Source organism: Sphingopyxis sp. UBA6723, from assembly GCF_002454115.1.
Classification (GTDB): domain Bacteria; phylum Pseudomonadota; class Alphaproteobacteria; order Sphingomonadales; family Sphingomonadaceae; genus Sphingopyxis.
In genome coordinates this window covers 650575-665200 of the sequence record NZ_DKIH01000013.1, presented here as the reverse complement: position 1 = coordinate 665200, position 14626 = coordinate 650575, and the positions used below count along the sequence as shown (strand labels likewise).

General features: G+C 65.5%; 14 protein-coding genes. 9 read left to right on the top strand and 5 right to left on the bottom strand.

The window, feature by feature from the left end:
• Positions 1-44: 44 nt before the first annotated feature.
• From B4F07_RS16405 to B4F07_RS16380, 6 genes are all read left to right on the top strand, one after another.
• Complete coding sequence (locus tag B4F07_RS16405) at positions 45-491, top strand: HPr kinase/phosphorylase (RefSeq protein ID WP_293698986.1); 447 nt, start codon at positions 45-47, stop codon at positions 489-491.
• The gene (gene rapZ, locus B4F07_RS16400; RefSeq protein ID WP_293698988.1) at positions 488-1426 is read left to right on the top strand and encodes an RNase adapter RapZ; all 939 of its coding nucleotides are present in this window, start codon (positions 488-490) and stop codon (positions 1424-1426) included. Before B4F07_RS16405 ends, rapZ begins: the two co-directional genes overlap by 4 nt.
• A 38-nt stretch (positions 1427-1464) precedes the next feature.
• A complete protein-coding gene (locus tag B4F07_RS16395; protein WP_293699392.1) occupies positions 1465-1869 on the top strand; it encodes a PTS sugar transporter subunit IIA in 405 nt (134 codons plus the stop codon).
• The gene (locus B4F07_RS16390) at positions 1866-2144 is read left to right on the top strand and encodes an HPr family phosphocarrier protein (RefSeq protein ID WP_293698990.1); all 279 of its coding nucleotides are present in this window, start codon (positions 1866-1868) and stop codon (positions 2142-2144) included. Before B4F07_RS16395 ends, B4F07_RS16390 begins: the two co-directional genes overlap by 4 nt.
• A gap of 147 nt (positions 2145-2291) precedes the next feature.
• Positions 2292-3104, top strand: a complete 813-nt coding sequence (locus tag B4F07_RS16385) for a TrmH family RNA methyltransferase (protein WP_293698991.1) — start codon at positions 2292-2294, stop codon at positions 3102-3104.
• Between the two features lie 161 nt (positions 3105-3265).
• Positions 3266-3973 carry an META domain-containing protein gene (locus B4F07_RS16380; RefSeq protein WP_293698993.1) on the top strand — a complete coding sequence of 236 codons (708 nt, stop codon included), beginning with the start codon at positions 3266-3268 and terminating at the stop codon, positions 3971-3973.
• A 107-nt stretch (positions 3974-4080) separates the two neighbouring features.
• On the opposite strand, the gene B4F07_RS16375 is transcribed toward B4F07_RS16380, so the two are convergent.
• The 4 genes from B4F07_RS16375 to B4F07_RS16360 form a co-directional block, all read right to left on the bottom strand.
• A complete protein-coding gene (locus B4F07_RS16375) occupies positions 4081-5439 on the bottom strand; it encodes a DNA recombination protein RmuC (RefSeq protein WP_293698994.1) in 1359 nt (452 codons plus the stop codon).
• Between the two features lie 50 nt (positions 5440-5489).
• Positions 5490-6062: a hypothetical protein gene (locus B4F07_RS16370; protein ID WP_293698996.1), complete on the bottom strand. Its 573-nt coding sequence runs from the start codon at positions 6060-6062 to the stop codon at positions 5490-5492.
• Positions 6059-6535, bottom strand: a complete 477-nt coding sequence (locus tag B4F07_RS16365; RefSeq protein WP_293698997.1) for a vgr related protein — start codon at positions 6533-6535, stop codon at positions 6059-6061. The genes B4F07_RS16370 and B4F07_RS16365 overlap by 4 nt, the downstream gene beginning before the upstream one ends.
• A 126-nt stretch (positions 6536-6661) precedes the next feature.
• Positions 6662-7195 carry a copper chaperone PCu(A)C gene (locus B4F07_RS16360; RefSeq protein ID WP_293698998.1) on the bottom strand — a complete coding sequence of 178 codons (534 nt, stop codon included), beginning with the start codon at positions 7193-7195 and terminating at the stop codon, positions 6662-6664.
• 153 nt (positions 7196-7348) lie between these two features.
• On the opposite strand from B4F07_RS16360, the gene dnaK reads away from it, so the two are divergent.
• Both dnaK and dnaJ read left to right on the top strand, forming a co-directional pair.
• Complete coding sequence (dnaK, locus tag B4F07_RS16355) at positions 7349-9256, top strand: molecular chaperone DnaK (protein WP_293699000.1); 1908 nt, start codon at positions 7349-7351, stop codon at positions 9254-9256.
• 60 nt (positions 9257-9316) lie between these two features.
• A complete protein-coding gene (dnaJ, locus tag B4F07_RS16350; RefSeq protein ID WP_293699003.1) occupies positions 9317-10438 on the top strand; it encodes a molecular chaperone DnaJ in 1122 nt (373 codons plus the stop codon).
• 191 nt (positions 10439-10629) lie between these two features.
• On the opposite strand, the gene B4F07_RS16345 is transcribed toward dnaJ, so the two are convergent.
• Positions 10630-12939, bottom strand: a complete 2310-nt coding sequence (locus B4F07_RS16345; RefSeq protein WP_293699006.1) for a patatin-like protein — start codon at positions 12937-12939, stop codon at positions 10630-10632.
• 155 nt (positions 12940-13094) lie between these two features.
• Here B4F07_RS16345 and B4F07_RS16340 point away from each other — a divergent pair.
• Positions 13095-14626, top strand: a 1532-nt coding sequence (locus tag B4F07_RS16340) for a potassium transporter Kup (RefSeq protein WP_293704911.1), incomplete at its 3' end; no start/stop codon positions are given.

Genomic DNA, 14626 nt, shown 5'->3' with positions numbered 1-14626 from the left:
TTGCCGCCTTGCGGCGCCGCTTCGTCACCGGTAAGCCGTGGGCGATGCTGCCCCGCCGGACCCGACCCGATATCGTCAATATCCACGCGAGCTGTGTCGCCGCGGGCAGCCGCGGCATTTTGCTGCTCGGCCTGTCGGGGCATGGCAAGTCGGACCTTGCGCTGCGCCTGATCGATCGCGGCGCGCGGCTGGTTGCCGACGATCGCTGCGACATCTGGTTCGAGCGCGGGCGTCTGTGGTGTCACCCGCCCGAGGAACTGGCGGGCAAGCTGGAAGTGCGTGGGCTGGGCATCGACGAGCAGCCGTGGACCGGGCCAGTGCCGCTGGCGCTCGCGGTGCGCCTCGCCGATCGCTACGAACGTATGCCGCCCGTCCACCCGATTGAAGTGGTCGCGGGCCATGAGCTGCCGTCGCTGACCCTGTCGGCGTTCGAGGCTTCGGCCCCGATCAAAATCCTGCTTGCGCTCGACCGGCAAGCGAGCGGGGGATGAAGGACGCGGCCGGTTCGCGACTGTTGCTGGTGACGGGTCTGTCGGGCGCGGGCAAATCGACGGTGCTCAAGGTGCTGGAGGATCTGGGGTGGGAGGTGGTCGACAATCTGCCGCTCGCGCTGCTCGAAACCTTGATCGACGCGCCGGTGAAGCGCGGCGAAGCGGGGCGGCCGCTGGCGGTCGGCATCGACAGCCGCAGCCGGGGGTTCCGCCCAGCGCTGCTGGTGCAGCGGATCAAGGCGCTGCGCGAGGTGGGCGGGCGCGACGTCCAGACGTTGTTCCTGGACTGCGCCGGGGCCGAGCTCGAACGCCGCTTTTCCGAAACCCGCCGCCGTCACCCGATGGCCGAGGATCGCCCCGCCGCCGACGGCATCGCGCGCGAACGCGAGATGATGGAGCCGCTGCGCCGCTGGGCCGAACATGTCATTGACACCACCAATTACAGCAGCAACGACCTGCAACAGGAAGTCCGCCAGCGCTTCGGCGACAGCGATCATGATGAACCGGTGCTCAATATATTGAGCTTCGGTTTCGCGCGCGGGCTGCCGCGCAACGCCGATCTGGTGTTCGACATGCGCTATCTGCGGAACCCGCATTGGGACGCGAAATTGAAACCCGGCACCGGGCTCGACGCCGATGTGGCCGCCTATGTGATGGCCGATCCCGCCTATGAAGACAGCGTGGCGCAGATCGAAAAGCTGATCCTGACCTTGCTGCCGCGGTACCGTGCCGAGGGCAAAAGCTATGTCACCATCGCTTTTGGCTGTACCGGCGGGCGCCATCGCTCGGTACATGTCGCGGCCCGGATGACCGAAACGCTGCGCGCGTCCGGATATGAGCCAACTCTGACCCACCGCAACCTTGACTCTGCCCCGCAAGATGGGCTTGAGGGCAAGCCCCCGTCTGCGCCTTCCGCAGCGGCTGGAAAAACATAAGGGTCTCGCCGTTCATGCCCACCGATAAAGCCTTGCCATTGCTGGGAATGGTCCTTGTCACCCACGGCCGTCTGGCCGAGGAAATGGTGCGCGCGATGGAGCATGTCGTCGGGCCGCAGCGGGCGATCGCAACCGTCTGCATCGGTCCCAACGACAATATGGAAATGCGCCGCAAGGAAATCGCCGACGCGATTCGCGCAGTCGACGAAGGGCGCGGCGTCGTGCTGCTGACCGACCTGTTTGGCGGCACCCCATCGAACCTGGCGATCAGCCTGCTCGAATCGGGACGCACCGAAGTGATCGCGGGGGTCAATCTGCCGATGCTGATCCGCCTGGAAAGCGCGCGCAAGTCGATGGAACTGCGCGCCGCGGTGATCGCCGCCAAGGAAGCGGGGCAGAAATATATCTCGGTCGCCTCCGAAATGCTGGGGGTTGGTTCGTGACCGCGGTGTCCGAAACCGTCGAGATCACCAACCAGCGCGGGCTGCACGCGCGCGCCAGCGCCAAGTTCGTCACCTTTGTCAGCCGCCTGCCCGAAACCGTTTCGGTCGAGGTCGAAAAGGGTGGATCGCGCGTCAACGGCACCTCTATCATGGGGCTGATGATGCTCGGCGCCGCGAAGGGCGACACGATCACGATCCACACCAGCGGCGACGGCGCCGATGCTGCGCTGCTCAAACTGGTCGGGCTGGTCAAGGACAGCTTCGGCGAGGATTGACCGGGAGCGCGGTCCGCTCCCACCCTCCGTGCCCCTGCGAAGGCAGGGGCCCATCACCCGAGGTCGAGATGGCCAACAGGCGTGGCGGGCAAACGAGAGCATAGGTGATGGGCCCCTGCCTTCGCAGGGGCGCACGGAAGAGAAAAAATGAGCGGCCGTCGCAGCCTGATAGAAAGCCTTTCCAACCCGCTGATCAAGCGGATGCGGTTGTTGCGCGAGAAACGCCATCGCCGCGCCGAGGAACTGTTCCTCGCCGAAGGGCTGCGGATCGCGACCGAGGCGCGCGAGGCGGGGGTGCTGCCCTTGTGGCTGTTCCTGGGACCCGAGGGCGACGCGCACCCGCTCGCCGCGGCGCTCGTCGCCGACACGCTCGCGGCGGGCGGCGAGGTGATCGACACGACGCCTGCGATCCTCTCCAAATTGTCGGGTAAGGACAATGCCCAGACCGTCGTCGGCATCTATGCGGAGCCCAAAACGACCCTCGCCGACCTCGACCGCACAACCGCGCCGATCTGGCTGGTTGCCGAGCGGCTGCGCGATCCCGGCAATCTCGGCACGATGCTGCGCACCGGTGACGCGGTCGGTGCGGGCGGACTGATCCTGCTCGACGAGAGCACCGATCCCTATGCGGTCGAGGCGGTGCGCGCGAGCATGGGGGCGATTTTTACCCAGGCGTTGGTGCAGGCGCGCTGGGACGAATTTCTGCCGTGGTTGCGGCAGGGGCCGGGGCAGCTGGTGGCGACGTGGCTGGGCGACGATACCAAGGATTATCAGGCAGTGCGCTATGCCGCGCCGACCTTCATCCTGACCGGCAATGAATCGCAGGGGATGCCGCCCGCCTATGCCGAAGCCGCCGACGTGCGGGTGAAGATGCCGATGCTGGGCAAGGCCGACAGTCTGAACGCCGCGGTCGCGACCGCGGTGATGGCGTATGAGGTGCTGAACCAGCGACGGCGCTGAACTGCGGACGGCATTTCGGTTCAGCCTCCCGCCAACATCATGCTACTATCACGGCTTATCTTCCCGTTCGCATCGAGCGAAGTCGAGATGCCTCTCGACCTTGCACGATGCCGATGGGTGTCTCGACTTCGCTCGACACGAACGGAGTAAAGGAGCTTGTGATGATCCGCTTGTTGCCCCTGCTCGCCCTTCCCGCGCTCGCCGCCTGCGCGCCCGCGACAGGATCGCCGCCGCAGAGCCCCGGTGAGCAGCCCGCGGCCTATATGGCACTCGGAACCGAGCCCGGCTGGACGCTGGAGATCACCCCAGCGCGGCTCAACTATGACGGCGATTATGGCGCGACCAAGATCATGGTGCCGAACCCCGGCGCCAAACCGTCCATGAACGGCCGCACCTATGTCGGCGAGCGGCTGTCAGTGGTGATCAAACAGGCGCCATGCAGCGACGGAATGAGCGACCGCCGCTTTGCCGACACGGTGCGCGTCGTCGCCGACGGCAAGACGCTGCAAGGCTGCGGCGGCAAGATTTTGCCGCCCGACACGCTGGCTGGGTCGAACTGGACCTTTGTTTCGATCGGCGGGGTCGCGGTGGCGGAGGATCGTCCGACGTCGCTGCAATTCGACGGCGCCCGGCTCAGCGGCAGCGCGGGTTGCAACCGCTTTTCGGGCGGCTATTCGACCGCGGACGGCACGCTCACTGCGGGACCGCTGATGGCAACCGAAATGGCGTGTCCGGGTCCGGGCATGACGCAGGAGGCAGCATTCTTCCAATTGATGGCGGCGCCGGTCAGCCTGACCTTCGCCGATGTCGGGACGCTGATTTTGACCGGGAGCGCAGGGCGGACGGCGGTGTTGAAGCGGGTGATCTGACGCCGCCTCAATGTTCCGTTCGTGTCGAGCGAAGTCGAGACACGTGAAGTCAAGCGCGACCTCAGCGGGTCTCGACTTCGCTCGACACGAACGGGTTTATGGGTTCGCTATTCTCCCGCGTCGTTGACTGCCGCCGGGGCCACCGCCGCCAGCTTCGCCAGCGGGCGCGCCGCCTGCTCGACCACCGGCAGCACCGCGATCTCCTTGTCGCCCGTTTCGATATCGAGCACCTCGAAGCGCTTCGCTTGCGTCAGCACCTGCGATTCGAAGCTGCCGACAAAGGCGTTGTACGCGCCGGTCGCCTGATCGAGATTGCGCCCGACCTTGGCGATGTGCGAGCCCATCACCGACATGCGTGCGTACAGCTCCTTGCCGAGCGCGGCGATCTCGCGTGCCTGATTGGCGAGCTTTTCCTGCCGCCACACCGCCGCGACGGTCCGCGCGATCGCGATCAGATTGGTCGGGGTGGCGAGCAGCACCTTGCGTTCGAACGCATAGTCCCACAGCGTCGGATCCTGATCGAGCGCCGCGGCGAGGAAATGTTCACCCGGCACGAACATCACGACAAAATCGGGGGTGTCGTCGAACTGGTTCCAATAGGCCTTGGCGCCGAGCGTATTCACATGCGCCTTCATCGCCGCGGCGTGGGCGGCGAGATGCAGTGCCTTTTCGCGCTCCTCGACCGCGCCGAACGCATCCTGATAGGCGTTGAGTGACACCTTGGCGTCGATCACCAGGCTCTGCCCGCCCGGCACCTTGACGACGACATCGGGGCGCAGACGCCCGCCGTCGCCATCGGTCACGCTGACCTCGGTCTGGAAATCGGCGTGTTCGCTGAGGCCGCAGCTTTCGAGAACGTTCTTGAGCTGCTGCTCGCCCCAGCGCCCGCGCGCCTTGGGCGCGTTGCGCAGCGCGTTGACCAGCTTCGCCGCCTCGCTCGACACGCGTTCGGTGCCTTCGCGCATCGCCGCGATCTGGCCATGGAGCAGGCCAAAGGCGTCGCGCCGCTCGGCCTCGACCTTGCCGACCGCTTCCTCATATTTCTGAAGCCGCTCGTGGACGGGGCTCAGCAGCGCTTTCAGATTCTGCCCGGCGGTCGCCTCGCTTTCCTTGAAGCGAGCCTCGGCGCGCTCAAGGAACGCCTTTTGCGCACTGTCGAGCATCACCTGCCCGACCTCGCGGAATTGCGCGGTGAGCGCCGCCTGCGCGTCCTTGAGCTGCTCAATCTGCGCATCATGCGCGGCGTCGCGTGCACGCTGTTCGCTGAGCAGCGACGCCAGTTGGATATCGGCGGCCTTGCGCGCCTCGGCCTCAGCGGCAAGGTCAGTCACCGCCGCCTTGAATCGCTCGGCCAGTCCGTCGCGCTCGGCCTTCAGTCCGCCTGCCTGCCGCCCGGCAAACAGCCAGCCGATCAGACCGCCAATGGCAAGGGCAACAAGGGCGACGAGCAGTGAGAGTCCATCCATCCGCGGAACATAGGACGAACGCCATCCGTCTGGCTAGTCGGTATTTCTGATCAAAGCAGGTAGATGACGACGTAGCGCAGGATCAGCGCCGCAAGGATCGCGATGCTCCAGCGGCGGTCGTTGACCGCCATCGCCGCGGCCATCAGCACGACAAGTACGATCGTCATGATCCACGCAAGCGGACGCGCCAGGCTGACCGCGAGATCGGGCTGTGACAGGTAGAAGCCGAGCTGGGCGCCGAGCAGCACCAGCAGCAGGCCGAGCACAATGCGCCGGACGCGGAAAAAATGGACGTCGAGATTCGCAAAGCCTTCAGGGTGCGAGGGAAACACCAGCCGCGCGGCGAGGAAATAGACCGCGGCAAAACCGGCAACGCCCATCAACACCGTGTTCGACACGGTCAGGCCGCCGCGCGCGGTCCACGCGGCGCTCCAGAAGGACAAGAGGTCGAGCATCACGAAGATCGCGAGCAGCGGCGTGAGCCAGCCGATCGAAAACGCCTCGCGCTCCGCCTGCGCGGCAAATCGCACTTCGAGCGCGCGGCCCAATCCACCGAGCAGTTCGACCATCGAGAGGCCAAGCAGCAGGCTGTAGAGCGCGAAGATAAATTCGAAATCGCTCATGCCGCGCCCCATTCCTCGGGCAGGATCGCGCGATACGCCTCGACCCCCGGACCGCCGCCGACGACCATGCCCTGCGCGAGCAGCCAATAGTGGCGGACAATCTCGGCCTGCTGTTCCAGTCCATAGCGTTCCAGCAGCCAGCCGGGTTTCAGGCTATAGCTGTAGGTCGCGAACGGGTGGCGCATCAGCACCAGATACCAGCGGCCGCGCGTCTGCGCCTGCCACACATGCACCATTTCGTGGATGAACAGCCCTTGCAATCGCTGCGATGCGGCGCTGAAATCGTCGCAATACAGCTCGCCATGGGGGTTGAAATGCAGGCTGCCCATCGGCGCCATGACGATATGGCGGGGCTGGAAGAAGATCCATTTATGGTGGCAGATGCGGACGCGGTCATAGGCGATCGCGTCGCCGAACACCGTCCGGGCGAGTGCGATTTCGCCGCTGGTCAGGGGGCGCGAGGCGCGCGCCATCAGAACCCCGTCATTGCGAGGAGCGTAGCGACGCGGCAATCTCCAGCACGAAGTCGTCGACTATGCCCGATAGCTGGAGATTGCTTCGCTTCGCTCGCAATGACGATGCAGGCAACGATCACCCGCTTACTTCTTGGCTGCGTCCGGCGCCGCCTTGTCTTCGCCATGCCCCATCGCATCATGGTCCATCGCCGCCTCGCTGCCCGCCGCCGCGCCTTCGGCGGGCTTGATCACCATGTCGAACAGGATGCGCTCATTGGCGTTGTTGGTGAAGACGAACTGCATCGGCAATTTGCCCGCGCGCACTGCGGCACCGTTGATGTTCCAGATCATCAGATGCTTGCCGCCCTGCTTGAACACCAGCTCGCCCTTGGCCGGCACTTCGGCGCGCGCCAGCGGCTTCATCGTCATCATGCCATTTTCGCGCACGCTTTCGTGCATCTCGACCCGCTGCGCGAGATCCGTGGTCACCGCGACCAGTTCAACCGGCTGCGGCCCGCCTTGAACCCGGAAATAGCCAACCGCCGGACGATCGGGAGTGGCCCCCATGACGATATGGCCGCTCACGACATTGAGCGGCTTGGGAGCGATCAGCTTTTCCCCGCACGCCGTCAGGGTGAGCAAGGGGACGGCAAGGGCGGCAAGGACAAAAGCTTTCATTTTGCGAAGACTCCGTAACAGCGCATGATTTCGCATCCCCGATAAGCCCTCAAAGCCCTTGTGCCAAGGATAAGCGCACCTATATCGCGCCCAGAACCCCATGTCCGGCGTGCCTTTTCAGGGCGCCGCAGAAGCAACAAGGACGAGTAACAAATGGCAAAAGTGATCGGGATCGACCTCGGCACCACCAACAGCTGTGTCGCGGTGATGGAAGGCGGCAAGCCCAAGGTTATCGAAAATGTCGAAGGCACGCGGACGACGCCGTCGATCGTCGCCTTTGCCAAGGACGGCGAGCGCCTGATCGGCCAGCCGGCCAAGCGCCAGGCGGTCACCAACCCCGAAAACACCGTGTTCGCAGTGAAGCGCCTGATCGGGCGCCGCTTTGACGACCCGATTACCAAGAAGGACACCGAGCTGGTTCCCTACACGATCGTCAAGGGCACCAATGGCGACGCGTGGGTCAAGGCGGGCGGCGAGGATTATTCGCCGTCGCAGATCAGCGCCTTCATCCTGCAGAAGATGAAGGAAACCGCCGAAGCCTATCTCGGCGAAACCGTGACGCAGGCGGTGATCACCGTTCCCGCTTATTTCAACGACGCCCAGCGTCAGGCGACCAAGGACGCCGGCAAGATCGCGGGCCTGGAAGTGCTGCGCATCATCAACGAGCCGACCGCGGCCGCGCTGGCTTATGGCCTCGACAAGACCGAGAACAAGACGATCGCGGTCTATGACCTTGGCGGCGGCACCTTCGACATCTCGATCCTCGAGGTTGGCGACGGCGTGTTCGAAGTGAAGTCGACCAACGGCGACACCTTCCTGGGCGGTGAAGATTTCGACAGCAAGATCGTCGAATTCCTCGCCGACACCTTCAAGAAAGACGAAGGCATCGACCTGCGCGGCGACAAGCTCGCGCTCCAGCGCCTGAAGGAAGCCGCCGAAAAGGCGAAGATCGAACTTTCATCGGCCGCGACGACCGAGGTCAACCTGCCCTTCATCACCGCCGACGCCAACGGGCCGAAGCATCTGGTCAAGACGATCACCCGCGCCGACCTCGAAAAGCTGGTCGAAGAGCTGGTCAAGCGCACCCTGGAACCCTGCAAAAAGGCGATCAAGGACGCCGGCATTTCGGCGAGCGCGATCGACGAAGTCGTCCTCGTCGGCGGCATGACCCGCATGCCGCGGGTGCGCGAAGTCGTGAAAGACTTCTTTGGCAAGGAACCGCATACCGGCGTGAACCCTGACGAAGTCGTCGCGATCGGTGCTGCAATTCAGGCTGGCGTGCTGCAGGGCGACGTCAAGGACGTGCTGCTGCTCGACGTCACCCCGCTGTCGCTGGGTATCGAGACGCTGGGCGGCATCATGACCAAGATGATCGACCGCAACACGACGATCCCGACCAAGAAGTCGCAGGTTTACTCGACCGCTGACGACAATCAGTCGGCGGTGACGATCCGCGTGTTCCAGGGCGAACGCGAAATGGCGCAGGACAACAAGATGCTCGGCCAGTTCGACCTGGTCGGCATTCCCCCCGCGCCGCGCGGCGTCCCGCAGATCGAGGTGACGTTCGACATCGACGCCAACGGCATCGTGTCGGTCCACGCGAAGGACAAGGGCACCGGCAAAGAACAGCAGATCAAGATCCAGGCCAGTGGCGGGCTTAGCGACGCCGACATCGACCAGATGGTCAAGGACGCCGAACAGTTCGCCGAAGAGGACAAGGCGCGCCGCGAAGCGGCCGAGGCGAAGAACAACGCCGAAAGCCTGATCCACTCGACCGAAAGCCAGCTCCGCGAGCATGGCGACAAGGTCGATGCGGCGCTGAAGGCCGAGATCGAAGCGGCGGTAGCCGAAGCCAAGACCGCGGTCGAAGGCGGCGACAGCGCAGCGATGACCGAAAAGAGCCAGGCGCTGGCGCAGGTCGCGATGAAGCTGGGTCAGGCGATCTACGAAAAGGAACAGCAGGCCGCCGCGTCCCCCGGCGCCGACGATGCTGGCGAGGCAAAGACCGACGAAGATGTCGTCGATGCCGAATTCTCCGAAGTCGAAGACGACAAGAAATAAGAACTCCGCTGCCGGGTCCGTGGTTCACGGATCCGGCAAGCCGGAGGGGGCCTTTGACCTATGTCACTCGACATCGATTATTACGAACTGCTCGAATGCGATCGCACCGCTGATGAGGCGACGCTGAAGTCCAGCTACCGCAAGCTCGCGATGAAATTTCACCCCGACAAGAATCCGGGGTGCAAGGACAGTGAAGCGCGCTTCAAGGCGATCAGCGAGGCCTATGACTGCCTGCGCGATCCGCAAAAGCGCGCCGCCTATGACCGGTTCGGCAAAGATGGCCTGCGCGGCGGCGGCGGGCCTGGGGCCGGAGCGGATTTTGGCGACATCGGCGATATTTTCGAATCGATCTTCGGCTCGGCGTTCGGCGGCGGGCGGCAGCAACGCGGCCCCGCGCGCGGCGCCGACCTGCGCTACGACATGGAAATCCGCCTGGAGGACGCCTTCACCGGGATCACGCGCGAGATCCAGGTCGATGTCGCGGCACGCTGCGATGCGTGTGACGGATCGGGCGCCAAGCCCGGCACCCAGACCAGCCGCTGCGCAACCTGCGCCGGGCATGGCAAGGTGCGCGCGCAGCAGGGTTTCTTCATGGTCGAGCGCACCTGCCCGGCCTGTCAGGGCGCGGGCGAGGTCATCGCCGATCCCTGCAATTCATGTCACGGCGAGGGCCGGGTCGACCGGCGCAAGACGCTGACCGTCAATATCCCCGCCGGGGTCGACGAAGGCACCCGTATCCGCCTGTCGGGCGAGGGCGAGAGCGGCGCGCGCGGTGCGGCGCCGGGCGACCTCTACATCTTTCTGCACATGGCGCGGCACAAGGTGTTCGAGCGCGAAGGCACCACGCTGTTCACCCGCGCGCCGATCAGCTTCACCACCGCCGCGCTCGGCGGCGAGATCAGCATTCCGGGGCTCGACGGCGCCAAGCACGACATCACCATTCCCGCGGGCATCCAGTCGGGCAAGCAGCTACGCCAGCGCGGCGCCGGCATGCCGGTGCTCAACGGCCGCGGCCATGGCGATCTGGTGGTGCAAGTCGATGTCGAAACCCCGACGAAGCTCAGCGCGCGGCAGAAGGAATTGCTCGCCGAATTTCGCGAGACCGAGACCGGCGACGAATGTCCTGCGAGTCAGGGCTTTTTCGGGCGGATCAAGGATATGTGGGACGATTTGCGGGATTGACGGCTCCTTCCCTCTCCCCTTGCGGGAGAGGGCTGCGCAGACTTGGCAGCTTGCTGCCTATTCGAAGCTGGGCGAGGGGTCTGCGGTTGCAAGGCAACCGCGCGAGCTTCGCTCGCAACCCCTCATCCAACTGCGGCTAGTTCGCTTTGCTCACAAGCCTTCGTATCCTTCTCCCGCAAGGGGAGAAGGGATTAGCGCTCGCCAATCTCCCCCCTCAACTCCGCGATCAGCCCCGCCACCTTCGGCAATCGCCCCTCCTCCTCGTCCAATATCGCGTGAAACGCCCGGCGTTTGAGCGTCTTCAACTCCTCCGCCACCAGCCCTTTTTCACCACCAACGCTACTAGCCACGATATCGATCAACCGGTCGGCGCCGTGGAGCCGCCCCCACAGATAGTCGTTCTCGCGGTACGCACGGCTGAAGAACGCCCCGAAGCTGTTGAACTCGATCCCCTTGAGCATCGCCGCCGCGCCGCCGGTGCGAATTGCGGTCGCGTCGGACGGCGAGATGCGGTCGATCTTGATCGGGTCATATTCGTCGAAGCCCTCGCCCTGCAACAACGGCAAGGTCGCGATGTCGTAGAAGGGGTAACCGAGATAGGCGAGCAGCAGCGTGCGCCGATCGTCCTTGGGCATCGCCGCGAGCGCGGCGGCGATCAGCGCGTCGGCCTGACCGTCGATCGCGGTCAGGTCGCGCCGCGCCGCAACCGCGTCGATCCAGTCGCCCGGCCCCGCGTCGGTTGGCAGATCGAGCCCCGCGAGCCACGCATCGCCCTGCCGGTCGAGGTAGAGGCCGAGCGCGGTGAAAATCGCCTCGCGCATCTCTTCGCACACCGGGTCGCGGCCATCGCGCGTCGCCTCGACCGCGGTGTCGAGCTCGCGCGCCAGGAAACGCAGGCGGCGGATGCGGAAACCGAGGTCATGGGTGCGGAAAAAGGCGATGGCATCGCCGCTCGCCCCGGCGCCGCGCTTGCCCGAAATACGGTCAAGGCCGCGCGCCCGCGCTTCGTCCCACAAGCCGAGCCGCCGGTTCGCCTGATGGACGGCGCCTTCGGGCGGGAGCAGCCGGTCGATCAGCGACGCCAGTTCCTCGATCACCGCCGACAGCTTGAGATGACCATAGGGCGCATAGGCAAAGCCCGCGCGCGCCGCCGCCTGATCCTGTGCCTTGGCGCGCCATTTTTCGAGCCGCGCCACCGTCGGCGTGTCGAGGAAGAAGGTGCTGCCGAACAGCGCCGCGACCTGTTCCTCGACCTCGACCTTCATCGCGTCGACGATATGCTGCATGCGGCGGATGCGGCGCGACATGCCCTCGATCGCCTCGACATTCTCGCGGATCGGCTGTTCGCGCGGGATTTCGGACAGCGCGCCGAGGATCGTCGGCAGGAAGCCCGGCAGCCGCGCCTCTTCACTCGCCGCGGGTTTGCCAAAGCTGATTGCGCGGTAATCGGGCTTGGGGTCGATATAGACGAAGCGCCGGTCGATCTCGCGCCGCGCCGGGCGCTGCTTGAGCGCCGCAATTGCGGGGCGGAACGGCGCGTTGGCGAGCACCGAGCCGTCGATCAGCACCCGGTCAGCGGGATCGCCCTCGGGCGTCGCGGGCAACTGGGTGCGGATAAAGGTATCGCGGCCCGGCCAGTCGATCCCCCGGTTGGCCAGCACCCGGTCGAGTTCGCGCAGCGTGAAGGGTGGAAAAGCGCCCGGAAAGCTCGCGGTCGCGCGCGCCGCAGCGGTCAATCCCGGCACATCGTCGAGCCGCGCGCCGGTGCGGCTGTCCTCGCGAAAATGCAGCATCAACCGGTGCTCGTCCTCGGTCACCCGCGCCGGGCTGTTGAGCGCCAGCGGGACGCTATGCCCGGCAAAATCGGTGACCGACACGAACAGGTCGACCGGCTGGCCGTCCGGCACCAGCACCGGCCCACGCGGCCCCTGCTCCATCGCATCGAACGCTTCGAGCAGCAGGTTCACGAACGTCTCGCCGCCGAACGGCGGTTCGAACCAGCGCGCGCGCACAAAGCGCGACAGCTTCGCGCGCACTTCATCCTGCGCGCCACGCCCGACGGTGCGGTCGATGACATTGCCGCGCTTTTTCATCATCCACCCCGCGATCGGCACCGCCCAGAATTTGGTCGCCGCCGACAAGGGCCGCGCGTCGGGATCGATCAGCTTGTCGACGTCGGCGCTGTCGAGCCACAGGTCGGTCAGCGGATCGAGCGACTGCCCGGTCGCGAGCGCGCGCGCGAGGAAAATGCCGTTGATCCCGCCCGCGCTCGCCCCCGCGACGATGTCGGCGAGCACGCGCAGCCGAACATTGCTGCGCGCGGCGATTTGGGTCAACAGGTCGGCATAGACCGCGCCTGCGCCGACCGAGGCGGCGCCGTCGTGAAAGGCGCGCGACGCGGCGGCGAGGCGCCAGACTTCCTTGGTGATGCCGTGCATATAGACCGCGAGGCTGATGCCGCCGTAGCAAATCAGGGCGAAGCGCAGTTCCTTTTCCCGCATGCGGACGGTGTAGCGCGGTTTTGCCAAGCTGGCGAAATTTTCGGCGCCACGCGACTTTTTAACGCGCTTTTAATGGCAACCTACCCCCATCCGCATGGCGCCTTAACGCGCCCCAGCACCACATGCCGACCCTCTCCCGCGACAGGATCTTGAGCATGACCGCAACCACCGCAAAGAATACGACCCTCGCCGCGCTGACCCTCGGTGCGCTCGGCGTCGTTTATGGCGATATCGGCACCAGCCCGCTGTACGCGTTTCGCGAGGCGCTGGCCCAGAGCGGCAGCAGCATCGGCGCGAATGACATCATCGGCGTGCTGTCACTCGCGCTGTGGGCGCTGATCATCGTCGTGACGCTGAAATACGTGCTGTTCCTGACCCGCGCCGACAATCATGGCGAGGGCGGCGTGCTGTCGCTGATGGCGCTGGCCCACCGCGCGACCGACGGCCGCTGGCCGATCGTGCTGATCCTGGGCGCGATCGGCGCGGCGCTGTTCTTCGGCGATGCGATCATTACCCCCGCGCTGTCGGTGCTGTCGGCGGTCGAGGGGCTGAAGACGGTGCCGGGAATCGGACCGATGATGTCGCTGCCGGTCATTCTGGGGCTGGCGCTCGCCATCCTTGTCGCGCTGTTCGCGATCCAGTCGCGCGGCACCGCGCGCGTCGCCGGGCTGTTTGGCCCCGTCTGTGCCTTATGGTTCGTGTCGCTCGCCGCGCTCGGGCTTTATCATATTGCCGACGCGCCGCAGATCTTGCTCGCCTTCAATCCGCTCTATGCCGCCGAATATCTTGCCAGCCACGGGACCACCGGCCTGTTCGTGCTCGGGGCGGTGTTCCTGACCGTCACCGGGGCCGAGGCGCTGATCGCCGACATGGGCCATTTCGGGCGAAAACCGATCCAGCTCGGCTGGCTCGCCTTCGTCTGGCCGTCCCTCTCGCTCAATTATCTGGGCCAAGGGGCGCTCGCCCTCAAGACGCTGGCGGCCGCAGAGGCGTCGGGGCAGCCGTTCGTCAACGCCGACTGGTTCTTCATCATGTCGCCCGATGCCCTGCGCGCGCCGCTAGTCATCCTGGCCACGCTGGCGACGATCATTGCGAGCCAGGCCGTCATCACCGGCGCCTACTCCTTGGCGCAACAGGGGATCGCGCTCGGGCTGTTCCCGCGCATGACGATCCGCCAGACGTCAGCCGACCAGCGCGGGCAAATCTATATGCCCGTGATCAACTGGCTGCTGCTCGCTGGCGTCCTCCTTCTCGTCTTCGGCTTCCAGAGCAGCAGCCGCATGGCCGCCGCCTATGGCATCGCGGTGACCGGGACGATGGTGGTGACGACGATGCTCGCCTTCATCGTCGCATGGCGCGGCTGGAAATGGGAGCCGGTGTGGACCGCGCTGTTGTTCCTGCCCTTCTTTGCGATCGACTTGATTTTCTTTGGCGCCAACATCCTGCGGGTGATTGAAGGGGGCTGGGTCCCACTGCTGATCGGGGTCGCGATCATCGCGCTGATCGCGACATGGCGGCGCGGGCGCGCGGTGGCGCAGCGGCGCAGCGGCGAACAGGGCATCGTCATGGCCGACCTCGCACCTTCGCTGGCCAAACGTCCGCCGCAGACGGTCGAGGGTACCGCCATCTATCTGACGCAGGACAAGGTTCATGCACCGTCGGCGCTGCTCCACAATTTGAAGCACAA